28 protein-coding genes are annotated in these 23,009 nt (G+C 42.6%); 9 read left to right on the forward strand and 19 right to left on the reverse strand.

The window, feature by feature from the left end; all coding sequences use genetic code 11:
* Nucleotides 1–5: 5 nt before the first annotated feature.
* Nucleotides 6–1,022, reverse strand: a complete 1,017-nt coding sequence (gene tsaD / locus FTV31_RS04010; protein WP_180013166.1) for a tRNA (adenosine(37)-N6)-threonylcarbamoyltransferase complex transferase subunit TsaD — start codon at nt 1,020–1,022, stop codon at nt 6–8.
* Nucleotides 1,023–1,168: 146 nt separating this feature from the next.
* Between tsaD and rpsU the strand changes: the two genes are divergently transcribed.
* Both rpsU and FTV31_RS04020 read left to right on the forward strand, forming a co-directional pair.
* Nucleotides 1,169–1,384, forward strand: a complete 216-nt coding sequence (rpsU, locus tag FTV31_RS04015; protein WP_001136722.1) for a 30S ribosomal protein S21 — start codon at nt 1,169–1,171, stop codon at nt 1,382–1,384.
* Nucleotides 1,385–1,417: 33 nt separating this feature from the next.
* Complete coding sequence (locus FTV31_RS04020) at nt 1,418–1,864, forward strand: GatB/YqeY domain-containing protein (RefSeq protein WP_005235099.1); 447 nt, start codon at nt 1,418–1,420, stop codon at nt 1,862–1,864.
* Nucleotides 1,865–1,944: 80 nt separating this feature from the next.
* Here the strand turns inward: FTV31_RS04020 and FTV31_RS04025 are convergent, their stop codons facing one another.
* The 13 genes from FTV31_RS04025 to FTV31_RS04085 form a co-directional block, all read right to left on the reverse strand.
* On the reverse strand, nt 1,945–2,304 hold the full coding sequence (locus tag FTV31_RS04025; RefSeq protein ID WP_180013168.1) for a hypothetical protein: 360 nt from the start codon (nt 2,302–2,304) through the stop codon (nt 1,945–1,947).
* Between the two features lie 101 nt (nt 2,305–2,405).
* On the reverse strand, nt 2,406–3,848 hold the full coding sequence (locus tag FTV31_RS04030) for a M48 family metalloprotease (RefSeq protein ID WP_180013170.1): 1,443 nt from the start codon (nt 3,846–3,848) through the stop codon (nt 2,406–2,408).
* Nucleotides 3,849–3,933: 85 nt separating this feature from the next.
* Entirely contained in the window at nt 3,934–4,914 is a 981-nt protein-coding gene (locus FTV31_RS04035; RefSeq protein WP_180013172.1) for a D-glycerate dehydrogenase, read from the reverse strand.
* Between the two features lie 22 nt (nt 4,915–4,936).
* On the reverse strand, nt 4,937–5,584 hold the full coding sequence (locus FTV31_RS04040; protein ID WP_180013174.1) for a hypothetical protein: 648 nt from the start codon (nt 5,582–5,584) through the stop codon (nt 4,937–4,939).
* A gap of 209 nt (nt 5,585–5,793) precedes the next feature.
* Nucleotides 5,794–7,683, reverse strand: coding sequence for a M48 family metalloprotease (locus FTV31_RS04045; protein ID WP_180013175.1), 1,890 nt, complete (start codon nt 7,681–7,683; stop codon nt 5,794–5,796).
* 91 nt (nt 7,684–7,774) lie between these two features.
* Nucleotides 7,775–9,310 (reverse strand): amidophosphoribosyltransferase, encoded by a 1,536-nt coding sequence (gene purF, locus FTV31_RS04050; RefSeq protein ID WP_004782444.1) that lies wholly within the window; start codon nt 9,308–9,310, stop codon nt 7,775–7,777.
* 24 nt (nt 9,311–9,334) lie between these two features.
* Nucleotides 9,335–9,916 (reverse strand): CvpA family protein, encoded by a 582-nt coding sequence (locus FTV31_RS04055; protein WP_005235088.1) that lies wholly within the window; start codon nt 9,914–9,916, stop codon nt 9,335–9,337.
* 5 nt (nt 9,917–9,921) lie between these two features.
* The gene (locus tag FTV31_RS04060) at nt 9,922–10,923 is read right to left on the reverse strand and encodes a quinone-dependent dihydroorotate dehydrogenase (RefSeq protein WP_005235085.1); all 1,002 of its coding nucleotides are present in this window, start codon (nt 10,921–10,923) and stop codon (nt 9,922–9,924) included.
* 90 nt (nt 10,924–11,013) lie between these two features.
* Complete coding sequence (gene gspM, locus FTV31_RS04065; RefSeq protein ID WP_004782448.1) at nt 11,014–11,493, reverse strand: type II secretion system protein GspM; 480 nt, start codon at nt 11,491–11,493, stop codon at nt 11,014–11,016.
* Nucleotides 11,493–12,635: a type II secretion system protein GspL gene (gene gspL, locus FTV31_RS04070; protein WP_180013177.1), complete on the reverse strand. Its 1,143-nt coding sequence runs from the start codon at nt 12,633–12,635 to the stop codon at nt 11,493–11,495. Before gspL ends, gspM begins: the two co-directional genes overlap by 1 nt.
* A 30-nt stretch (nt 12,636–12,665) precedes the next feature.
* Complete coding sequence (locus FTV31_RS04075; RefSeq protein ID WP_180013179.1) at nt 12,666–13,121, reverse strand: histidine phosphatase family protein; 456 nt, start codon at nt 13,119–13,121, stop codon at nt 12,666–12,668.
* A gap of 72 nt (nt 13,122–13,193) precedes the next feature.
* Nucleotides 13,194–14,267, reverse strand: a complete 1,074-nt coding sequence (locus FTV31_RS04080) for an NAD(P)H-dependent glycerol-3-phosphate dehydrogenase (RefSeq protein WP_180013181.1) — start codon at nt 14,265–14,267, stop codon at nt 13,194–13,196.
* A gap of 33 nt (nt 14,268–14,300) precedes the next feature.
* Nucleotides 14,301–14,879: a nitroreductase family protein gene (locus tag FTV31_RS04085; protein WP_004782456.1), complete on the reverse strand. Its 579-nt coding sequence runs from the start codon at nt 14,877–14,879 to the stop codon at nt 14,301–14,303.
* 265 nt (nt 14,880–15,144) lie between these two features.
* On the opposite strand from FTV31_RS04085, the gene FTV31_RS04090 reads away from it, so the two are divergent.
* The gene (locus FTV31_RS04090; protein ID WP_034170065.1) at nt 15,145–15,522 is read left to right on the forward strand and encodes a hypothetical protein; all 378 of its coding nucleotides are present in this window, start codon (nt 15,145–15,147) and stop codon (nt 15,520–15,522) included.
* A 60-nt stretch (nt 15,523–15,582) separates the two neighbouring features.
* On the opposite strand, the gene rhlB is transcribed toward FTV31_RS04090, so the two are convergent.
* Nucleotides 15,583–16,734, reverse strand: a complete 1,152-nt coding sequence (gene rhlB / locus FTV31_RS04095) for an ATP-dependent RNA helicase RhlB (RefSeq protein ID WP_004782458.1) — start codon at nt 16,732–16,734, stop codon at nt 15,583–15,585.
* Between the two features lie 96 nt (nt 16,735–16,830).
* A complete protein-coding gene (locus tag FTV31_RS04100) occupies nt 16,831–17,046 on the reverse strand; it encodes a cold-shock protein (RefSeq protein WP_004782461.1) in 216 nt (71 codons plus the stop codon).
* 383 nt (nt 17,047–17,429) lie between these two features.
* On the opposite strand from FTV31_RS04100, the gene FTV31_RS04105 reads away from it, so the two are divergent.
* The 6 genes from FTV31_RS04105 to FTV31_RS04130 all read left to right on the forward strand — a co-directional run bounded on the left by FTV31_RS04105 (nt 17,430) and on the right by FTV31_RS04130 (nt 21,173).
* Nucleotides 17,430–17,663 (forward strand): sulfurtransferase TusA family protein, encoded by a 234-nt coding sequence (locus FTV31_RS04105; protein WP_180013183.1) that lies wholly within the window; start codon nt 17,430–17,432, stop codon nt 17,661–17,663.
* 141 nt (nt 17,664–17,804) lie between these two features.
* Complete coding sequence (gene rpoH, locus FTV31_RS04110; RefSeq protein ID WP_004782464.1) at nt 17,805–18,674, forward strand: RNA polymerase sigma factor RpoH; 870 nt, start codon at nt 17,805–17,807, stop codon at nt 18,672–18,674.
* Nucleotides 18,675–18,810: 136 nt separating this feature from the next.
* Nucleotides 18,811–19,176, forward strand: a complete 366-nt coding sequence (locus FTV31_RS04115; RefSeq protein ID WP_180013185.1) for a DUF423 domain-containing protein — start codon at nt 18,811–18,813, stop codon at nt 19,174–19,176.
* A 39-nt stretch (nt 19,177–19,215) separates the two neighbouring features.
* Nucleotides 19,216–19,413 carry a sulfur carrier protein ThiS gene (gene thiS / locus FTV31_RS04120; RefSeq protein WP_005235073.1) on the forward strand — a complete coding sequence of 66 codons (198 nt, stop codon included), beginning with the start codon at nt 19,216–19,218 and terminating at the stop codon, nt 19,411–19,413.
* Nucleotides 19,414–19,430: 17 nt separating this feature from the next.
* Nucleotides 19,431–20,213, forward strand: coding sequence for a thiazole synthase (locus tag FTV31_RS04125; RefSeq protein WP_034702140.1), 783 nt, complete (start codon nt 19,431–19,433; stop codon nt 20,211–20,213).
* A 234-nt stretch (nt 20,214–20,447) separates the two neighbouring features.
* Nucleotides 20,448–21,173: a hypothetical protein gene (locus tag FTV31_RS04130; RefSeq protein ID WP_180013187.1), complete on the forward strand. Its 726-nt coding sequence runs from the start codon at nt 20,448–20,450 to the stop codon at nt 21,171–21,173.
* Between the two features lie 40 nt (nt 21,174–21,213).
* On the opposite strand, the gene FTV31_RS04135 is transcribed toward FTV31_RS04130, so the two are convergent.
* From FTV31_RS04135 to FTV31_RS04145, 3 genes are all read right to left on the reverse strand, one after another.
* Nucleotides 21,214–21,525, reverse strand: coding sequence for a putative quinol monooxygenase (locus FTV31_RS04135; RefSeq protein WP_180013189.1), 312 nt, complete (start codon nt 21,523–21,525; stop codon nt 21,214–21,216).
* Nucleotides 21,526–21,540: 15 nt separating this feature from the next.
* The gene (locus FTV31_RS04140) at nt 21,541–22,122 is read right to left on the reverse strand and encodes an NAD(P)H-dependent oxidoreductase (protein ID WP_180013191.1); all 582 of its coding nucleotides are present in this window, start codon (nt 22,120–22,122) and stop codon (nt 21,541–21,543) included.
* Nucleotides 22,123–22,279: 157 nt separating this feature from the next.
* Nucleotides 22,280–22,891, reverse strand: a complete 612-nt coding sequence (locus FTV31_RS04145) for a glutathione binding-like protein (RefSeq protein WP_004782472.1) — start codon at nt 22,889–22,891, stop codon at nt 22,280–22,282.
* Nucleotides 22,892–23,009: the final 118 nt, after the last annotated feature.

Genomic DNA, 23,009 nt, shown 5'->3' on the forward strand with positions numbered 1-23,009 from the left:
GATTGTCACGCTTCGTTTGGATTACTCAATTCCGTCATTGGCCAACGTGGAGTTGTGGTCACCGCCAAGCCATCTTGTTGTCCTGCTTTTAGACGTTGATAACCCGCAAAGGCAATCATCGCACCATTATCGGTACACAGCGCAGGTTCTGCATAGTACACGGTGGCTTTGATTTTCGCCAAATCAGCTTCCAGACGTTCGCGTAAACGCTTGTTGGCACTTACACCACCTGCAATCACCAGACGTTTTAAGCCAGTCTGTTTCAATGCCTTCACTGATTTTTTAACAAGTGTATCGACAATGGCTTCCTGGAAGCTCGCAGCGATATCTGCATCACGTCTTTCTTCACCGAGTTTCTTCATTTGAACAGAAACTGCAGTTTTTAAACCACTAAATGAAAACTCTAGGCCTTGATGCAGCATTGGACGTGGGAAAGCAAATGCATTCGGATCGCCCTGCTCAGCCAGTCTGGAAATATTCGGGCCACCTGGATATGGCAAACCCATCATCTTCGCAACTTTGTCAAATGCTTCACCCGCCGCATCATCAATCGATTCACCGAGTAATTCATACTGCCCAATACCATAAGCAGCCATGAGCTGTGAATGCCCACCAGACACCAGTAATGCCACAAATGGAAATTCCGGTGGCGTTTTAGAAAGTAATGGTGCCAGCATATGACCTTCCATATGATGCACACCAATCGCCGGTTTATTTAAGGCAAAGGCCAAAGTCCGACCAAACAGTGCGCCCGTCATTAATGCGCCCATCAGGCCCGGACCACGGGTATAGGCCACCGCATCAATTTCTGATTTTTTGATGCCACTTTGTTCAAGCAGTTCATTCAGTAAGGGAATGAGTTTACGCACATGGTCACGCGAAGCCAGTTCTGGTACGACGCCGCCATATTCAGCATGCAGTTTAATCTGGCTGTACAGCACCTGTCCGCGCAAACCTAACTCGCTGTCATACAGCGCAAGTCCTGTTTCATCACACGACGTTTCCAAGCCTAAAACGATCATTAAACTGCCTATAACCTGTATCAAATCTATTGCAGCAACTATTATAGACTTGTGATATGAGATGTAAATGAGTAAAATACTGACCTTCACTTGTGATCGAGGGCAATTCGGCCCTGATCTTATCCATAACTTAATGAGGATTCTTCATGCCACAAGTTAAATTGAAAGAAGGCGAACCAGTAGACGTAGCTATCCGTCGTTTCAAACGTTCATGCGAAAAAGCGGGTGTTCTTGCTGACGTTCGTAAACGTGAATTCTACGAAAAACCAACTCAAGAACGTAAACGTAAAAAAGCTGCTGCTGTTAAACGCTACCAAAAGAAATTGGCGCGTGAATCAGTACGTACTACTCGCCTTTACTAAAATTAATTTGTGATTGACTGCTTGGAATAAATAATGACTACTTTAAAAAACCAGATTACTGACGTATTGAAAGCCACCATGCGTGCCAAAGATATGTCAAAGTTGACGGTCATTCGTAGTCTGCAAGCAGCAATTAAGCAAATCGAAGTCGATGAGCGTAAAGAACTTGACGACGCTCAAGTTCTTGCGGTCATTGAAAAGCAAATTAAACAACGTAAAGAATCGATCAAAGCCTTTGAAGGCGCTGGTCGAGATGATTTAGCTAGTAAGGAACAAGCCGAAGTTGAGGTTCTCTCTCAATTTCTACCAGAAGCTATGACTGAGGAAGAACTTGATTCCCTGATTGCGCAAACAATTGAAGCGCAACAAGCTACTAGCATGAAAGATATGGGTAAGGTGATGAATTCTCTGCGTCCGCTCATAGCCGGGCGCGCCGATCCTGCACAAGTTTCAGCAAAAATTAAAGCAAAACTTGCTTAATTTCCCCATTCTATTTCAAATCTAAATCTGCGTTGAACTGCCTCCATTCCGGACAGTTCTCAGCATTTTCTTATTTATTTTTACTTCAAATTACAATCCACATTATAACGTTTCAGCAACTGCATCTCTTTTGAAGATTTTACCTGCAGTATGACATCCTGCTTGCCTACATTTTGATACTGACGATCCAGATAAGCCCGGTTCTGGTCTGCCACTTTATATAAACGATCCACATAGCGCTGCACAATCGCGCAAAACTGCTGATTCTGTGATGTACTAAAACCCTGCTGCTGTGGATTTAAACCTTTTAAAAACTGACGTGATTCTTTTTGATAATCAGCATTAATCTGCTCAACGGACTGCACGTATTCTGCCGCACTAGCAGCCAATACATTTCCGCCACACCCCAATATCAATAAACCCAATAATATTTTTTTCATAAAATAATTAAAATAGACAACTTAGCTTTGCCCGGATTGTAGCGTGATTTAGTGAACTTCGGCTATATCTACTGAAGCTAAAAATCATTAGAAAAATAGACTTAAATTTTAAACTGTCGCGTTTGCTGCATCTGTTTTAAACGTTGACCTATGGTTGCTGACAGAGACTGATTGCCTTTGCTGATACGTTGAGCATGTATTAAGGATTTAATCGCAGTTTCTTCATAGCCTGACCAGTACTCCACTTCAGCCCGATAACGCAATACATTTGCTGCTTTTATCGATGAATCAGGTGCTGCATTCGCTGCCAGCTGCATTAATCTCCAACCGCTGACATCACGGGAATTGCTATTTAAAAAGCGCTGTACAATCGTTCTGGCCTGATCAGGTTGTTTGGCACGAATCAGGGTTTCAGCATATTTATAATTTAAAGCACGGTTCTCCGGCATGATCCTTGCGGCTGAACTAATACTTTTTAGCGCATTATCCAGCTGATTTTGCCCCAGATAAATATCAGTCTGAAATAACACCTGCAAGGGATGCATTTTATTGTGCTTTTTGGCTTGATCTAGTGCGGCTTGTGCTGCCTGAAAATCTCCCTGCTGAAGCTGATAAGCAGTTAAAGCCAGCTGACCAGGAAAATCATTACGTTGCACCATTAAATTGAGCTGCTGTTCAGTGGTCTGACGTGACAATACCCGCGTATACCATTTAATGATTTCAAAATCCTGATCATTTAAATTACGCTTAACCGCAGGCAACTGATTGGCGCGCAAACGCGCTTCACTCATACGCTCAGTAGTTAAAGGATGCGTCAGCCAGAAATCTGGCATAAAGCTTAAACGGCTAGTGGAACGATGCATCACTTCAAAGAAATCCGCCATACTGTGCGGACTATAGCCGGCAGCATACATATATTGCATCCCGATTCGGTCCGCCTCACGTTCCTGATTACGGCTATAAGTTAATTGCTGATCCAGTAGTGCTGCCTGAGAACCCATCATCACTGCTGCACCGGCATCACCATCTGCCTGTGAAGCGACTAATGCACCCACCAGAATCCCTGCTAGGGCCAACAGTCCTTGTCCTTTAAAGGTTTCTTGCGAACGACTGTAATGACGTTGTGTGACATGTGCAATTTCATGTGCCATCACCCCCGCCACTTCATCTGTATTTCGGGCAGAATTAATCAGACCCGCATTCAGGGCAAATAACCCACCAGGTACTGCAAAAGCATTAATTTGCGGGTCATTGATTACCATTAAACCAATCGGTTGCTGTAACTTGGTCTGACTGAGAATGTGGGAAAATACGGAAAGTAACTGATCTTCAAGCCATGGATCTTGAATCACAGGCATTTGTTTCTGGACTTGACGATAGACCTTTTCACCGATCATTTGTTCTTTTTGCTGGTCGATCAACCCGACGCCCGCACCAATATCCGGTACAGAAAATTGTGCAGTAGGCTGATTAAAATAATCGCTATCACTATGTCCTGCCGCTGCACACAGACTTAACCCGCACGCCAATAACAAACGTTTCAATGAAAAATCTCTAAAATTCAGTTTCAACCTGTCTCGAATATAGCATCGAAAAATGAGCATAGATGCAGGAAAATGTTATTTAATATTACTTAGATGAACCAATTACTTGAGGATTCACCACATAGCGTGGCACCCGCCCTTCAAGTGCATCGACCAGATTCTGATAAGCCAGCTCAGCCATTTTTCGACGCGTCGCCACTGTGGCCGAACCGACATGGGGCAAGGTAATGACATTATCCAGCTCAAATAATTCTGATTCTTTTAAAGGCTCTTTCTCATAGACATCCAGACCCGCAGCAAAGATTTGGTTGGCTTTTAAGGCTTCGATCAAAGCCTGCTCATCAATCACAGGCCCACGGGAGATATTTACCAGCACCGCATGTGGCTGCATCTGTGCCAGTTGTTCTGCTCCAATCAATGCTTTTGACTCAGCATTTAAATCCACGGTAACCACCACGAAATCTGAGCGCTGCAAAAGCTCACTCAGAGAACAATACTGTGCACTGAGCCCTTGAGCCAATTCCGGTTTTTCATGGCGATTATGGTACAAGATATTCATATTGAAACCGTAAAATCCACGGCGTGCAACTGCTGCCCCAATATGCCCTAGCCCGATTATTCCCAGCGTTTTTCCGAAAATATCCATACCAAACTGCGCTTCACGTGTCGTGCGGTGCCATTGTCCCTGTTTGGTCCAGTGATCCAGATAAGCCACTTTGCGTGCAGCTGCCATTAACAGTGTAAATCCCAGATCTGCCGTGGTTTCAGTCAGGACATGTGGAGTATTGGTCAGATAGATATTTTTTTCATTCAGATAATCTACTTCATAGTTGTCATATCCTACACTGACACTCGAAATGATTTTAAGTCGGGTTGCTGGTGCCAGATTATCGCGATTAAGCAGTCGGCCTGCCCCGATCATGCCATCGGCATCCCGCACATGTTCCAGCAACTGCTCATGCACATTGCCCAGTTTCGGCTGTAAAGTTACTACATTATAATTTTGTTCGAGTTTTTTTTGGACATCCTGATCGATCTGGCTAAATACAATCACTTTTTGCTTCATATGTCCCTTTTCCACATCAATATTATTCTGAGTTCGCTGGCCTGTTTTGCATAAATTGCCATAAGCGTTTTTTAAGTATGGGCTGATCCAGCATTTCCTGTAAAGATGCCAGTTGAATCATTTTATTATGTGTCACATGCGGAATAGAGCCAAGGAAAATGACATTTTTTTCCAGGCTCATCATGTCCAGAAAACCCTGAATATAAGATTCGACACCCCGACCATCTTGCAGGTTCACCCAAGGAAATGGCCAGTTTAGTTCATAAAATTCACTTTGCAGAGCACGCTGGATATTGGTCCATAAATGCTGGGTTTGCTCGGTCATTTCTGTGGCATCGATGACAATCGTGCAATGTTCCAAGCTTAAAGCCTGTAAGTTGAATGGCGGAATATGCAGAATTTCCCGCTGTTCCTGAATTGTTGCAACAACTACTGGCGCTTCACTTTTAGCTTCAGCTTTTGCTTCAACTGTAACAGGCTCAGGCGCAATTAAAGGAGCTTTTGCTACCGGAGCAATCTGAGTCGGTTGTGGCAGGATGATTTCGCTATGCAATTCTGCTGGAACCTGATCACGCCAGATCGAAACCTGATGCTGCTGACATACGTCGCCCTTGGGAATCCAGATATCGATTCCTAATGTTGCCAGTATGTCACGCTGATGCCCAATCATCTTTTCTTCATCACCTATTTCAGGTCGAACATTTTAACGGGATTCGCTTTTCTTTGCCGAACTATTTCCAGCTTTTCACTCTCTATCTTGAGTCATTTTAACTCAGAATAGAAATCAATTTATAAGATTACTTTTTTCTACTGCAAGTTTGTTTATAGATCAGTTCTTGAAAGACTGGACTTAAATACATCTTATTAATTTAAAAAATACTAGATAATCATCAAGCTGTTTTTCTTAAGCATTTGCGAGGTAATTTCATTGGATTCAAAGCCCAAGCGCCAGTACAAAAGCTCCATCACATCCAGCTCATCCTGAGTCATGATCCGGTCGCTCCACAGGCAAACTTCTGCAATTCCTAACATGCTCAAACGATCACGTAATAACAATCCGGCAATATCATTTAAAATCTCGGCCAAATCAATCGGCTCATCTGAGATTTCACTATACAGCTCAAGTTCTCGCGGGCTAAGAATACGATTTAAAATCTTTTCCCGAACCTCCAGCTGATTATCGCTATTAATCTGCTGCACATGCAGCAAGGCATCAATCAGACGTACAATCTGTGGTTTGACCTCATCTAAAGACGTTGGCGTATGCATTGGCAGCAAATTCAGTTCATACTTCACCCGCTCTAGCAATAAGGCATCCAGCAAACCGATTTCACCATCTTCCTGAATAATCCTTGCCAGCTTCATTAAAAACTGCCGTGCCACCGTGGTTGGCATTCCACCAATATTTTTACAGGCTTGCTGGAAAATCGAGATATGTACCCGTCCATCCAGATTTAATAATGAATCAATAATCGCACGACTGACTTCTGCCTCGGTCGGAATAAATTCACGATATTGCCGGATCATCAAAATTGCGACCATCACCTCACGTGAACCCGTCGAAGTTTGCAAAGCACGTTCAATCAGCTCTGGACGCGGCATATTGGCACGTAGTTCAGGATTCAATGGCTTGATGGCATCTTTGATCGCAAAACTGATCGGAGACAAACGCAACAAAGGCAAAGGCTGTGGGGATTCCCAGACTGCTGTGCTTTCAGGCACGACATCTTCGAGTGAACGGAACAGACTAAACAAAGGCTGGTTTTTTAATTTCTTCAGATTTTCAAGCTGCAGATCCTGAATCAAAGCAGGATTTAATTCATAAATACGCTGATTAATATTAGGATGAATATTCAACCAGTTCTGTGGGCTTAAAGAATTGGCAAAACACATATGCGAAATGGATTCGGCATATTCACTATAAATCTGCGAACCAGAATGATGCACATGAATGCGCAATAAAGTCTGAATATTGGCATCATTCTGAATCAGGCGTCGGGTTTTCTGGTCATTTTTATAGGTACGTCCGCCCAATGAAATATATTTAATAAAACGCGTGATCAAAATACCCAAGCTGCCAATCAACCAGATGACTGCTCCGATTGAGACATAGAAGGTTTCAAACTTGTTTTCGCGAGGCACATCATTGCGATAAAAGCCTAACTTCGCAATCTTGCTGCCCCATTGGCTAAAAGTGGTCAGACTGCTATATAGAATTTTCAGGCGGGTATTTTCGGCCATCTCACCAGACAGAATCTTGTTAAATTCATGACTGAGCAAGCCATAAAGTTCAATTTCATCAAGGGTTTGTAATGCACCCCAAGTCAGAATAATAGCAGTATCACGTGGACTAAAACCCGCTGTTAATGCATTGACCCCCACTTCATTCGGCAGGACATACATAGCTGGCGGTTCAATCAGGAACGTATCTGCCAGTTGAGTATTGATCCGTAGTGCAGCACTTTCTTCCGGAATACTTTCCATTTGGTTCAGTCGACGCGCGCCCATTTGCTGGGCTAAAGAATAGCCGCCGGCACGAAACGTATAAAACTCATAGATGACCGAAATGATCATCAAAAACAAAACCAGTGCTACCAGATAAGGACTAAGGACATGCCACCATATCGACTGGCCAGGATCAGCATAGAAAACAAACAGGCCAACCACTGTATTGATAATCAGAACTGTTAATAGTATCGCAATCAGACAAAAGCTGGCTAGCAATAGCATATTCTTGTTTTTGACCAAAGCATATCCTACGCTTTTCAATCTACCACCCTAACTGATCTGGTCTTTCCTTGGGCACATCATAAAACAAAAAAGCGGGAAATTCCCGCTTTTTCATCATGATTTTAATTGCTTAGACTTCGCGTACACCGGTCAGGTCAACTGATGCTGCATCAATATTCACATCAATAAAATTGTCGCCTTTTTTGGCGCCATCACTGCGTTTTTGCTCTAATTGATCGAGGTATTCAGCATTAATTCCACCTGCGACATACACACCATCAAATACAGAACAGTCAAATTCACGCAAATGAGGAACTTTTTTGGTACGTACTGCATCTTTCAGGTCTTCCAGATCTTGGAAAATCAGACGGTCAGCACCAATGATTTCACGGATTTCTTCTACACTGCGTTCAGAAGCGATCAGTTCAGATTTCGCCGGCATATCAATACCGTATACGTTTGGATATTTCACCATAGGTGCCGCAGAAGCGAAGAATACTTTTTTCGCACCCGCATCACGTGCCATCTGAATAATTTCATTACAAGTCGTACCACGCACAATCGAGTCATCGACCAGTAGAACGTTTTTGCCCTGGAACTCGAGCTCAACCGGGTTCAGTTTTTGACGTACTGATTTTTTACGCAGTTGCTGACCTGGCATAATGAAGGTACGACCGATATAACGGTTTTTCATGAAACCTTCACGGAATTTCACGCCTAGCATATTAGCCAGTTCAAGTGCAGAAGTACGTGAAGTATCCGGAATTGGAATCACCACATCGATGTCATGCTCATCGCCCCACTCACGCAGGATTTTTTGTGCCAGTTTCTCACCCATTTTCAGGCGGGCTTTATAGACAGAGATCCCATCAATGGTTGCATCTGGACGGGCAAAGTACACATATTCAAAAATACATGGGCGATATTCTGGATTCGCTGCACATTGCTGGGTAAAGAAGTTACCGTCAGAATCAATGAAAACTGCTTCACCTGGTTCGATATCACGTTCAACCTTAAAGCCTAGTGCCGTAATCGCTACAGATTCAGAAGCAATGATATATTCCATACCATTTTCTGTTTCGCGCGAACCGTAAATTAATGGACGGATACCGTTTGGATCACGGAAGCCTACCAGACCTTGACCGGTAATCATCGCAACAACGGCATAACCACCTTTACAACGCTCATGTACACGCGTTACAGCCTGGAAAATATCTTCAGATGTTGGTACCAGCTTGCCACGTTTTTGTAATTCGTGCGCCAGTACGTTTAATAGCACTTCTGAATCTGAATCAGTATTCATGTGACGCAGGTCAGTTTTGAACAGGTCATCATGAATTTCTTCAGCATTGGTCAGGTTACCGTTATGCGCCAGCGTAATCCCATAAGGTGAGTTTACGTAGAATGGTTGCGCTTCGGCACTGCTTGAAGTACCCGCCGTTGGGTAACGCACATGACCAATACCATAATTACCCTGTAAAGCACGCATATGACGGGTATGGAATACATCACGGACCATACCGACATCTTTACGCAGGAACAGGCGGCCTTCCTGACAAGTCACAATCCCAGCTGCATCTTGTCCACGATGTTGTAACATCGTTAATGCATCAAACAACATTTGGTTAACAGGTGATTTACCAGCTATACCAACTACTCCACACATAGCAACCTCGCAGACAAGCTAGGATTAATAAAAAGGATTATTCGTTGACGCATCTGAACTCTTGGCCTTGGATGCCGGTTCAGATGAGGAATCTGAAGGTTTCTGTGCCCCTTCAGACTTGATATGTTGCAGGGCGCCATTTGCGGCTTCTTTGGAGAGCTCTGTTGCCCAAGGCGCATATGGCAATAAGACCTGTATAAATTTGGACTGCTTCCAGTGCGGCGAACTTTCCACCCAAGGGCCAATCCCCTGCATGGTAATCAGGACAATCAGCAAACCTTTCAGGCTGCCGAAAACACCCCCCGCAAGACGATTCAGCGGACCAAGTTTCAGGGTTTTTAAAATGCGGTTGAGCAGAAAGGTGACAATCCAGGTGAGTACCACAATCATCAGAACGATAAAGGCAAAGGCTGCAATCTTCTGTACCACTGGATCTGTACTGAGAGCAACCATTGAGGGCGCAAGTAGTGTTGAATATTTCGCCGCAATAATCAAGGCAAAAATCCATCCCACTAAGTTCGCAAAGGCTTTAATAAATCCTTGGCGCAAACCGTTGAGCCCTCCAATGAGCAAGATAATCAGTAGAAAGATATCAATGGCATTCATAGGATTTAAAGCGCGGCTACACAGTCTTTAACCAGTTCCGGCCCAGTATATATGAGGCCACTATAGACTTGTACAAGGCTTGCACCAGCTTTTTTCTTGGCCAGCGCATCCGCACCTGAAAGAATACCACCCACACCAATCAATGGAATTTGTCCCTTTAATTCCTCTGCAAATGCAGCCAGACATGCCGTGCTTTTCTCAAAGACTGGCGCGCCTGATAAACCGCCCGCTTCTTCTGCATGCTCCAGACCTTCCACACCTTCACGTGACAATGTGGTATTGGTCACGATCAGACCATCAATCTTGTATTGCAATAACTGCTTGGCAATAAAGGCAATATCTTCAGCTTCAAGATCCGGTGCAACTTTTAATACCAGAGGAACGTAATGCTGATGTTCCTGAGCCAGTTCCAGCTGACGATTCTTCAGCGTTTCCAGCAATTCAGTCAGTGCATCGCCACTTTGTAAACTGCGCAGGTTCTTGGTATTTGGAGAAGAAATATTAACGGTGATATAGGAAGCATAATTATAGACTTTTTCTAAACAAATAAGGTAATCATCTACTGCTTTTTCTACCGGAGTATCAGCGTTTTTACCGATATTGATTCCCAGTACACCTTTAAATTTTGCAGCTTTAACGTTTTCAATCAGTTTGTCCACACCATCATTATTAAAACCCATACGATTAATAATCGCTTTGGCTTTCGGAAGACGGAATAAACGTGGATGAGGATTACCAGGTTGCGGGCGTGGAGTAATGGTACCAATTTCAATAAAACCAAAGCCTTGACTGGCCAAGGCATCAATATAGGCACCATTTTTATCTAACCCTGCTGCAAGACCGACCGGATTAGGAAATTCGATTCCCATACAGGTCACAGGTTTCACAGCAACATTTTGACGCATCATGCCCATTTTATGGGATGATTTTAATAGTGATAGTGTCAGCTCATGTGCACGCTCTGGTGCTAAAGAAAACAACAAAGGGCGGGCTAGAGAATACAACATATCTAGAAAAGTCTACTGCTTTTTAAGTCGGCATATTATAGGCATAGGCTGACAAAAAAACCATGCTTTGCAAATCTTTATTTTTACCAGTTATTGCACAGTCGCTGTTAATTTAATCTGCCCTGCTTCATTATTTAGTTCCATTTTCTCGATACTTAGCCCCATTTGTGCCAACTGTGTCAGGAAGTTGGCCAGCACAGAATAATTTTCATGAGACAGCATCAACTGAATTTTTCCATCCATTTGCTGTGATGCGACCGACAGCCCTTGTTGCTGAGCAATACGCTGCACTTTTTCTGCTGCATCTAATTGCAAGTCTCCTGCCGGCTTCATAGTAACAGCATTGCTTTGCATCCAGACCAGCGTATCTTTTAGATCATTTAAACGTTTCTGCTGGGTATCTGCTGCCTGATGCATTGCCCAGAGTGCACTCGCAACAGCGGTCACCAGCACAAAGATTGTGGTAAAGATTACCAGAATGCGTTCACGTGCTGACAAACGATCCAGATAATCGGTCAGTTTTTCAATTTGCAGATCCATGCGGTTCTGTAAGGTTTCAATAGCTTTCATTATTGTATTTTCACCAGTCCTACGGCGCCTGTTCCATTCGCCTGTATATTCCCCAATTCTACTTTAAAGCCCTGCTGCCCCAGTTGCTTGGTCAAAGTATTTAAACTTTCAGATGAATTGGACTGTAACTGCAGACTCAATCCAGACGGATCATAATTGACACGCTGTGCCACAATCTGGTTTTGCATCAACACCGGCCCGACTCGGCTAATGAGCTGCAAAGCCTGAGTATCCGCAGTCTGACTTTGACGAAGCTGGGCTTCAAACTGACTTTTAATATTCTGCTCAGTGACCGGATAATTCTGTCCAAACCAGTATTTAAACTGATCAATCGCCTGCATCGCAGTGGTATTGGCGACTTTCTTATATTGATACCAGCGCACTGCATCGTAAGTGAACTGCAATACCAGAATCCCAAGAAAAACCGCCGCACAGGCTTTCCAGTAACCAGAAACAGTATGATCCGATTTACCCTTTGGCAGGATATTAAATGGATGCTGTTTCGGTTTTTTCAGCATTGGCAACGTATATTGGAACGAGTTTAATTGTTCACGTGTTGCTACCGCTTCTAAACTGCTCATTTGTTCAGGGCTGAGATTGCTAACCTGATATTCCAGATCTTTGGGCTGAAAATCCAGATAAAGGCTCAGATCATCCACTGACTGGCCGATATATTCAGCTTCACGTACCAGCAAATGCCCACCAATTTGTGCAATAACGCGCTGCTGCGCATGTTCAGGCACTGGCAGGACCAGAAAGTCTGGCAATAACGCAGCAACTTTAACAGGAATCAAATTCAGGGCATGCTGCAAAGTTTCAACTGTAGAATTTGCAATCCCCAGAATACTGATCTGGTCAGGCTGCTGAAAATGATGCAGCACTTTCATGGTATCGACAGGCAGTACCACATATTCTTCTAACAGATATCTGATGCCATCATTGCCCATTTTCTTATATTGGCTCTTAGGCAAAGTCTGCTGCAAAATCTGCACATGACGACTTGGAAAAAAAACCGTCGCCTCTTCACCATGATAGGCCTGAATATCCTGAATCAGCTGCTCGAGTGTCGCAGCAGTGCTCCAGAATTCCCCCTTTAACCATTGCCAAACCCCATTGGCTTCCGGCATCCATAAATACAACATCGATTGTGTTCTACCGTTTTAATTAGTTTTTTATACTGTTGGAATAAAGCTTTTAACTTGTGTTGATAGACCTGGTGCAATCACGGCCTGATCATAAATACGTGCTTCTGACAAATGAAATGGATGAAAAGACTCTGTCACGAGAATGGAGGCAATATGCGCCACAACATTCATATGACAAACCACCACAATGGACTCATACGGCAGTTGTGATAACCATTCAACTGCAACTTTGGCATCATCATCAGGCTTGATGGTATTACAGATCACCACGGGTACATCTTTAAAATAGTGCTGTAAATGCGCCAGAGTTTCCTGCGCACGCAATAAAGGACTGACCACAAACACTTCCGGTTTAATGATGTCCCTTAAATACTGTGCTGTCTGTTCCGCCTGTTGATGCCCGCGCTCCGTTAGGGGACGCTTGGTATCATTCCCATTCACTGGTGGCGCGGCCTCGCCATGTCGCACTAAAGTCAGTTGCATCTTATTCCCTATTTATTTGGTCGCTACGATCATCAGTCAGCATCATAATCATCGCACTTCCTGTGTTATAGATCAGACTTGATGATGTGGCAAGACAAATTCGACATCACTGCGATGACCATTTTTCATCAAAGATAAAGCGATCGTCAGCGGCGGCGCTCCTTCAAAGATCACTTCATACAAAGCAGTTGTAATCGGCATATACACATCCAGCTCCTCTGAACGTGCTTTTACCTGCACAATTGTGTTAATCCCTTCTGCCGTCTGCCCTAGTTCAGTCGTCGCCTGCTCTAAAGTTTTACCCTTACCTAATGCATAACCAACCTGATAGTTACGACTCAGCGGACTGTTACAAGTGGCAAATAGATCACCTACACCAGAAAGCCCCAAGAAAGTTAGCGGATTTGCACCCAGCTTGACTGCAAATCGGCTCATTTCAGCTAGCGCACGAGTTAGAATCATACTTTTGGTATTTTCACCGACATTATAGGCAGCCGCCATTCCCATCGCGACCGCATAAATATTTTTCAATGCGCCACCCAGTTCTACGCCATGCACATCATCACTGGCAAAGACACGGAATAATGCACTATGGAGTGCCTGTTGCACTGCATAACGTACCAGTTCAGATTCACTGGCAATCACCGTACCTGCCGGCTGACCTGCGACAATTTCTTTGGCCAGGTTTGGACCAGACAGCACACCATAAGGCACTTCCGGTAGTTCTTCACGAATGATGTCACTCATAAAGCTGAAGGTATTGGCTTCAATCCCTTTTGTCAGGGAAATCACCGCTTGAGAGGTTATAAAGGGCTTAATCTGCTGCAATACATCACGGAAAGAATGGCTTGGAATCGCGACTAGAATAATATCGCGATCGCGTACTGCTGTTTCAAGATCGGACACAGCAAGCAGATTTTCTTCTAGCTTAAAATCCGGTAGATAGCGTTTATTGATATGTGTTGCATTAATATCTTCTGCCACTTCTGGATCACGAATCCAGATCATGGTATCGCAGCCATTTCGAACCGCGGTATTGGCCATTGCAGTACCAAAACTACCACCGCCTAATACTGTAATTCTTAAAGCCGTATTCTGGTTGACCACTACCGGTTCAATCAAATCGGTAAAATTTAATTCTGACATCTTGTTTTCTAATATCCTGTGTCTTGAAATGCCTTAGTTTTGATTCCAATAACTTACATAATTCTGGGTCTGGATTTCAGCACGTGGTGCAATCGCTTTTGCCGCCGTACCTATATAGATAATGCCAGAAACCAGATCATCTTTACCAATGCCGAGAGACTGCTTGAAAAATTTTGATTCTACCACTGCGCCACTACGCCACATGGTTGAAAAACCTTGAGCCTGTAAAGACAGCAGGAAGTTTTGAATAGCAGCACCTGAACTCAGAATCTGTTCAAAATGTGGCACTTTAGGATGATCCTGCAAACGGGTTAATGCCAGTACCAACAAAGGTGCACGAAAAGGATGATTCTTGACCCGTTCAATCTGAGCCGATTCAGTTTGACCCAAATCTATCAGTGCTTGCGATAATAACTCACCAAATGCTTCACGTTGCGCATCCGGGATGATCACAAAAGTGGTAGGTTTTAACCGGTGATGATCTGGTGCTGTCAATGCAGCTTTAAATGCCAGTTCCAACTGTTCTGCATTCGGTGCAGGTGCCAGCAAATGTCCTATTGATTGACGTTGGTGAATATTTTGATGAACGATGTCGACCACAGATTCCGTCATTGCTTTATAGATCTATAACTTAAAAACTACGGTCAAGATTAGCATATTCCACTAGCAATACTCTAGAAACTTGCAATGGCCTTTAGCTTGAAAATATTTAAGGAAGATTACAATATTTTCCGTTGAATCAATAAAATGCCTCTTTTATTCACTTTTCTCTCATAGAGTAACATCAAAAATTGCCAAACTTATACAACAGCTCCTAATTCTGTGCTTTTTACTGTGTTTCAATATTCCCAGTTCTGTTTTCAAGCGAGATTTTATGATGAAAAAAACAATTGCGATCAGCGGATTAGCAGCTTCAGCTCTACTTTTAACTGCCTGTGCATCTAACCCGACTTCAGTAGCGGTTCAAAAGGAAAATAATCAGTTTGAAGTAACAGGATTAGGTAAAAACCAGTTAACCTCTAAAAATAATGCAGTGAATGCCGCCAGCAAAACCTGTGGCTCCAAAGCAACTGCGATTATTCTGGATGAAAAAACTTCTTATGATGGCGCATTAAAAGGTGTAGTCGATGAACAGACCGGACAAATGATTCAGGCTGCTGCGACTGTATTAGGCAATATTGCCGGCACCAATACCGGATTAAACCAGAATGATGATTATCAGACTGTTTTAACGTTCCGCTGTGAGGCCAAATAAGCTTTAACATGTGCAGTAATAAAAAACCGCTCTTTAAGAGCGGTTTTTTTGCAGTTTAGATTAGCAATAGCCTTCTAAACGGGTCAGCGGTAATTTCTGTCCAATCGCTTTTTCAATCTCTGGCAGATAGAACGCATCATCTTCCGCCAGGAAACTGATACTTACACCACGCGTTCCCGCACGACCAGTACGACCAATACGGTGTACATAATCATCGGACTGTTCAGGCAAAGTGAAGTTAATCACATGAGATACACCATCCACATGAATACCACGACCGGCAACGTCTGTCGCAATCATGATGTTATGTTTACCATTTTTGAATTGGTCTAACATTTTCAGACGCTTGTCTTGAGCAATTTCACCGGACAGCATTACCACCTTATAACCATCACGTTTTAAATGATCATATAGCTTACGCACCTGATCACGACGGTTAGCAAAAATCATGACTTTTTCAATTGGTTCATCACGCAGAATGTCTTGTAGCAGTTTGTATTTATCTGCCTTAGCCACCATATAAACACGCTGTTCAACATCGGCATTAGTTTTTTTCTCTGGCTCAATTTCAACAGTCACCGGTTCAAACAACCATTGCTGTGCCAGGTTCAACACATCATAGCTAAAGGTTGCAGAGAACATCAGCGTCTGACGCTGCTCTTTGCGTGGCGAGAAACGCACAATACGTTTTACTGATGGAATAAAGCCCATATCCAGTAGACGGTCGGCTTCATCAATCACCAAGAATTCGATCTGATCCAGCCAGACTTCTTTTTGCTCGACAAAATCAATTAGACGTCCTGGAGTAGCGACCATAATATCCACTGGCGCTTTATCGAGTTGTGCCTTTTGTTTATCAAAATCTACACCACCCAGAAGTGTTACCACACTCAGGTCAGTAAACTTGGTCAGCTCATGCGCATCGCTTTCAATCTGTAATGCCAGCTCACGAGTCGGTGCCAGAATTAGTGCACGCGGTTCACCACGATAACGCTGCTCTTTCACCGGATTATTCAGCAAGTCATTAATCACACTAATTAGGAATGCAGCAGTTTTACCCGTACCCGTTTGTGCACGACCAATAGCATCATGTCCTGCCAAGGTGAATTTTAAAACCTTCTGCTGAATCGGCGTCATGGAGGTAAAGCCTAAAGCATCAATTGCCTTTTTCAGTTGGGGATGTAAATTTAAGGTTTCAAAACCAGATGACATAAAGCGCTGCTCTAATTTGATAATCACTAAGATGGAATAGTATAAACAAAAAACGCCCCAATTTATATTGGGGCGTTTATTAGCTTAATCCGAAGATTAGTCTAATGGTTGAACTTCTTCAGCTTGGAAGCCTTTTTGGCCTTTAACTACACTGAATTCAACACGTTGGCCGTCACGAAGTGAACGGTGGCCTTCGCCTTGGATTGCACGGAAATGAACGAATACGTCATCACCGCCGTTGCGTTGAATAAAGCCGAAGCCTTTAGTGTCGTTGAACCATTTAACTACGCCTTGTTCACGAGCAGCTGTCATAAGTTAATCCTCATTGATACTAAAAAAAGGACCACCCGGTGTTGCAAACAGCAGAGCAAACAAGTTTGAAAATATTATTTTTAAGCTTGTAATCATTCTGTAAAACTATTAACAAAATCCCGGTTACATCCATTGTGTATAGGGCGAAAAACAATCAATTTGTTTATCTGAAATCCTAAATACGCAACGAGCTTAACATGGGTTTATGACAATTAATAGATATTTTTTAGCTTTGTTCCTTTTGATTTAGTTATTTTTTTCACAATATATATCAGAAAAATTATATATATTATTTCATGTAACTTTTTAGCCAAATAGTTGGGTTTTGGCATCCTATTTGCTAATATTTATAGCCTTTTTTTTGCGATATGAATAAAACGGAAATGAGTGATAACCACGGTCAAGCGCATATTATTGATGCCATGGGTAAACCCTGTCCGATGCCGCTCCTGATGTTAAAGCGTGCATTAAAAGCAGATCAGGGCAAAACATTCTTGCTAAAGTCATCAGATCCACATAGTCAAACTGATGTTACACGGTATTGCCAAATGCATCAGTTAAAATACGAATCTCAACAGATTTCTGCAACCGAGTATCACTACCTGATTGAATCTTAAAAATTTTCAATTAAACTGGATGCTCTCCATACTCGTATAAAAGTTTACATTTCTCTACCCAAATATCCATTATTTGAGAAGAGTTTGGATTAAGATAAAACCTAGTTAAGGGTTAAATCCCCCGCACTTCAAGGAGAACACATGAGTGACAGCCGCAATCAATTGATGCCCCTGTCATTATCGGCGCCAGGTGTCAATCTTGGTGCTTATATTAGCACTGTCAATCAAATTCCTATTTTAACGGCCGAACAAGAAAAAGAGTTGGCCGAACGCTATTACTACGACCAAGACCTGGACGCAGCAAAAATGCTGGTCATGTCTCATTTGCGTTTCGTGGTACATATTGCACGTAGTTATGCAGGTTATGGCCTGCCTCAAGGTGACCTGATTCAGGAAGGCAACCTTGGCTTGATGAAAGCCGTTAAACGTTTTGACCCGAGTATGGGCGTACGTCTGGTGTCATTTGCGGTGCACTGGATCAAAGCTGAAATTCATGAATATGTAATTCGTAACTGGCGTATTGTCAAAATTGCGACCACGAAGGCGCAACGTAAACTGTTCTTCAATTTACGTAGCTTGAAAAAGTCTTCTAAAAAGTTAACGCTTGAAGAAGCTCAGTCGATTGCCAATGACCTGAATGTAACACCAGAACAGGTACTGGAAATGGAAGGCCGATTGACGGCTTATGATGCAGCATTTGAAGCATCAGGTGACGATGATGACGAAAATTCAACTCACGTTGCTCCAGCACTATATCTGGAAGATAATCGTTATGATCCGGCACGTCTGATTGAAAATGAAGACTATGAGGAACAAAGTACCTCTGCCCTGCATGAAGCGATGGAACAGCTAGATGACCGTTCTCGCAATATCTTGCAGCGTCGCTGGCTGGATGATGAAAAATCAACCTTGCATGAACTGGCAGCTGAATATAACGTTTCCGCCGAACGTATCCGTCAGCTTGAAAAGAATGCAATGGAAAAAATCAAAGTGGCAATGTCTTCAAACTGATGTATTGAATTAATAAACTACTAATCTTAAGAAAAAGCCTTCATATATGAAGGCTTTTTTGTCTTTTAATGCCGTGTTTCAGCCTTAGCTTTTATGCTAAGGTTAAGCGCAAACTTTATTGGGAAGATCAATTCAAATGTGGATTGCGATTTCAGCACTGAATCTTGCGCTTGCAGTCATGCTCGGCGCATTTGGTGCCCATGGTTTAAAGACTCGAGCGACTGAAGCACAGTTGACCTGGTGGCAAACGGCCACAGATTATTTCTTCTACCATGCTCTTGGGTTACTCCTTTTGGCAGTGATCAGCCGAGTGATTCCTGAATTGCCAATCAAATGGAGTTTTCTCCTGATTCAGGCGGGAATTTTCCTGTTCTGTGGCTCACTCTATGTCATGGCAATGGGTCTGCCGCGCGGTTTAGGTGCAATTACGCCAATTGGTGGTGCCTTAATGATTGCTGGCTGGTTAATTCTGGCCTGGAATGCCGTAAAATACCTCAAATAGGTCTGATGCTTTAATCAATAATCATGGAGGGTTGCCAAGATGCTGGTATATATCAATGGCGAACAACAAGAAACTCAATGCAAGAACCTGCTGGAGCTGGTTCAAAGTCTGGCGCTTGAGGGTAAGCGCTTTGCAGTTGAGGTCAATGAAATGATTATTTCTAAAAGCAGATTGGGTGAAACGCCCATTTGTGAAGCGGACAAAATAGAAATTATTCACGCAGTCGGTGGCGGCTAATAACACTTGGAACAATTATGCAAGATTTATTACAGATCGGTTCACGCCAATTCCAGTCTCGTCTTTTAGTAGGCACAGGCAAATATAAAGATTTAAATGAAACAGATCAGGCCATTCAGGCCAGCGGTGCAGAAATTGTAACGGTTGCTATTCGCCGGGTGAATATTGGTCAGCATCCAGACCAACCTAATCTGCTTTCAGTGGTTCCACCAGAAAAATACACCATTTTGCCAAATACAGCAGGCTGTTTTGATGCCAATAGCGCAGTACGTACCTGTATGCTGGCACGTGAACTCTTGGATGGTCATAACCTGGTGAAACTAGAAGTTCTGGGTGATGAAAAGACTCTTTATCCAAATATTACTGAAACCTTGAAAGCAGCGCGCACCCTGATTGATGACGGTTTTGAAATCATGGTCTATACCTCAGATGATCCGATCGTGGCACAAGAACTGGAAAGTATGGGCTGCGTAGCAATCATGCCTTTGGGTAGCCTGATCGGTTCTGGTCTGGGGATTCTGAATCCACATACCATTTCAATCATTAAAGAAAATGCCAAAGTGCCTGTGCTGGTCGATGCGGGTGTCGGTACTGCCAGTGATGCAGCGATTGCCATGGAACTGGGCTGTGACGGCGTACTGATGAATACAGCCATTGCAGCAGCACAAAATCCGGTCTTAATGGCCTCTGCGATGCGTAAAGCGGTTGAAGCAGGTCGTGAAGCATTCCTGGCCGGTCGTATGCCACGCAAACGCATGGCCAATGCCAGCTCACCTGAAACCGGTTATTTCTTTAAATAATAATCGAGGCTAGAGGCCCAAAAAATTATTTAAATCATATCAATCTGTTCAGGAGTTTCCAGCAAACTCCTGAACTTTTAAATTTAGATACCCAATTTAAATTTGAAGATTGAATATTAAAAGTTCACCATAAATATCTATCCAATATTCAAAGAGATGACTCAACCTATTTTGCTAAACTTATCACTCAGCTTTGACCATCAATAAAATTATAAATAAAAGGAATTTAAACCGATGCTTCATCAGATCAAACTGCCTTTCCTATTTAGCACCCTGCTATGTATAGCATTTACACAAAGTGCATGTGCAACACCTCAGACAGGCAGTTCTCTAAAATCAAGCTATCAATCTTTTGTTCCGAAAAACTGGAAAGTTCTAGAAAAAGCGCAAGGCGATTTAAATCAGGACGGTCAAGCAGATCTCGCGCTGATTATTGAAGATACTAATCCCGAAAATCTTGTTGCAAATGCAGGTGTAGGCAATCATGTTCTGAATACCAACAAACGAAAACTTTTGATTTTATTCAAGCAAGAAAATGGTTATCAACTTGCAGCTAGCAATACTACTTTGCCAAGCGAAGGTGATGTTGAATCACCTTGTCTCGCTGATCCACTTGGTGAATCCGAAGCCTTAAGCATTCAAAAAGGTGTACTTCGGGTTCATTTACACTACTGGCTAAGCTGTGGTTCATGGTATGTCACCAATTATACTTATACCTTTCGATACCAAGATAATGCTTTTAAATTGATTGGCTATGATGTAGATGATTTTCACCGTGCCTCGGGTGAGAGTACAGCACGAAGCATTAACTTTTTAACAGGCAAGCTAAAAACTACAATAGATGAAAATGAATTTTCAGAACAGACGCAACCTGCCAAAGTTCAATGGTCCACCTTAAAACACCGCTACGCACAGAAACTTGAACAGGTTCAATTTAATCAGCCACAAGAGTTCGAATAAAATTAAATATTACAAACTCTTTCAAACTGAGAATTACAGCTTAAAGTGCTTCTAAAATCCGAATCTTTACACTCGCAACCGCACCTTGAGTGGCTTTAGCATGTTGCTGCATATTTACACTATGCATGTGGGTTTCCAGATGCTGGATGCTTTCCCATTTTTCAAACATCATGATTGAAAAAGGCACTTTGGTCTGTAATCGGCTCTCAATTGCCGGATGATCAATATAGACATCATAAAGATGACAGCCTGGCTCTTGTAATACCTTTGTGCGGATGTTGTTAAATGAATCCAGCACTGTTTTCATATCTTGTTCCGAATGACAGATGATTTCAGCAATAACGGTTAGCATGGTCATATCTCCTGATTAAGCAAAAATTTGAGTTAAATGTTCACGGTACTGTGCGATATACGCTTCAACTTCAGGGGCTTTAATTACATCATTCACAATAAAAGTCGGTAAAGCCTGCATCCCCAAGAATTGGTTGGCTTTATGAAAAGGTAGGTAAACGCCGTCTACGCCCACGCCATGAAAAAACTGCTCGGTATCCGTAAACGCATCCATCGGTGCATTCCAGGTAAGAGATAACATATAGTTTTTATCGTGAATCAGGCCACCTGAGCCATATTTTTTTGAAGCATCTGAACGTGAGCGACCATCATTAGCATACAGGCTGCCATGCCCTTTGGTAAAAACATCATCAATATACTTTTTCACTGGCCACGGCGCACCCATCCACCAGCCTGGCATTTGGTAAATGACCGTATCTGCCCAAAGATATTTTTCCACTTCAGTTTTTGCATCATATTCACTGTCAGCACGAGTCACCTGAACCTGATGCCCCAGCTTTGTTAATACTTCTTGTGCCAGTTCGGCCAAAGTATCATTTAACTGACCATTTGAATGGGCAAAAGCTTTTGCGCCATTAATTAATAGAATATTTTTCATAGAAAGAACCTGAAACCAAAAATTTATGCAGGCACTATATAGGCTCTGCTTATTGATAAAAAGCAGTGATTTTGCAAATCATTATTGACTAAATATCAATAATCACTTTGGAAGCAATAAAAAAAGCGCCTTATGGCGCTTTTTCAAAATTTCATTATTAAGGAATCAAACCTTCATCACGCATTGCAATCTGTACAGACTGACGTTCTGCAACCTTATTACGGATATGAATAATATTTTTATATGGACTCAGATCATGTTCAATCTGGTTCGACCAGTTGGTCAGAACAAACAGGTAAGCATCTGCCGGACCGAAATTATCATCGACCAGATAATCATTGTCCGATTCACCAATGGCCTTATCGATATAACTCAATAAACGGTCAATTTCTGCATAGGCTTTTTCTTTGGCTTCATCTGATAATTTTCCAGTGAAGAATACAGCATAAGCATCATGCAGTTCTGAGTTGAGATAACCTAACCACTCCAACACTTTGGCACGTCCCATGCCAGAAGGTGGAATCAGATCTTGTTTTGGATCGTGTTGAGCAAGAAACGGTAAAATTGCAACATTTTCTGTAAGAATTAAACCCGGATTAATTTCTAATGCTGGTACATAACCCTTTGGGTTAATTTCGTAATAATCTGCACCTTTTTCTGTTTTATGGGTTTTTAAGTCAACACGTTCCAAATCAAAATCGACATTAATTTCATTTAAAATAATATGAGCTGCCAAAGAGCACGCGCCTGGCGAATAGTAAAGCTTCATTTCTGATCCTTGTTATACACTTCTCAATGTTTTAAATCGCTTCTGACAAACTTTCAAGTGATCAAACCTGTAAATTGCAAAAAAGCGTAACTGTCATTCAGCACAGTTACATATCCAA

Origin of the sequence: Acinetobacter sp. YH16031 (assembly GCF_013417335.1) — a bacterium.
In the GTDB taxonomy this organism is placed as follows: domain Bacteria; phylum Pseudomonadota; class Gammaproteobacteria; order Pseudomonadales; family Moraxellaceae; genus Acinetobacter.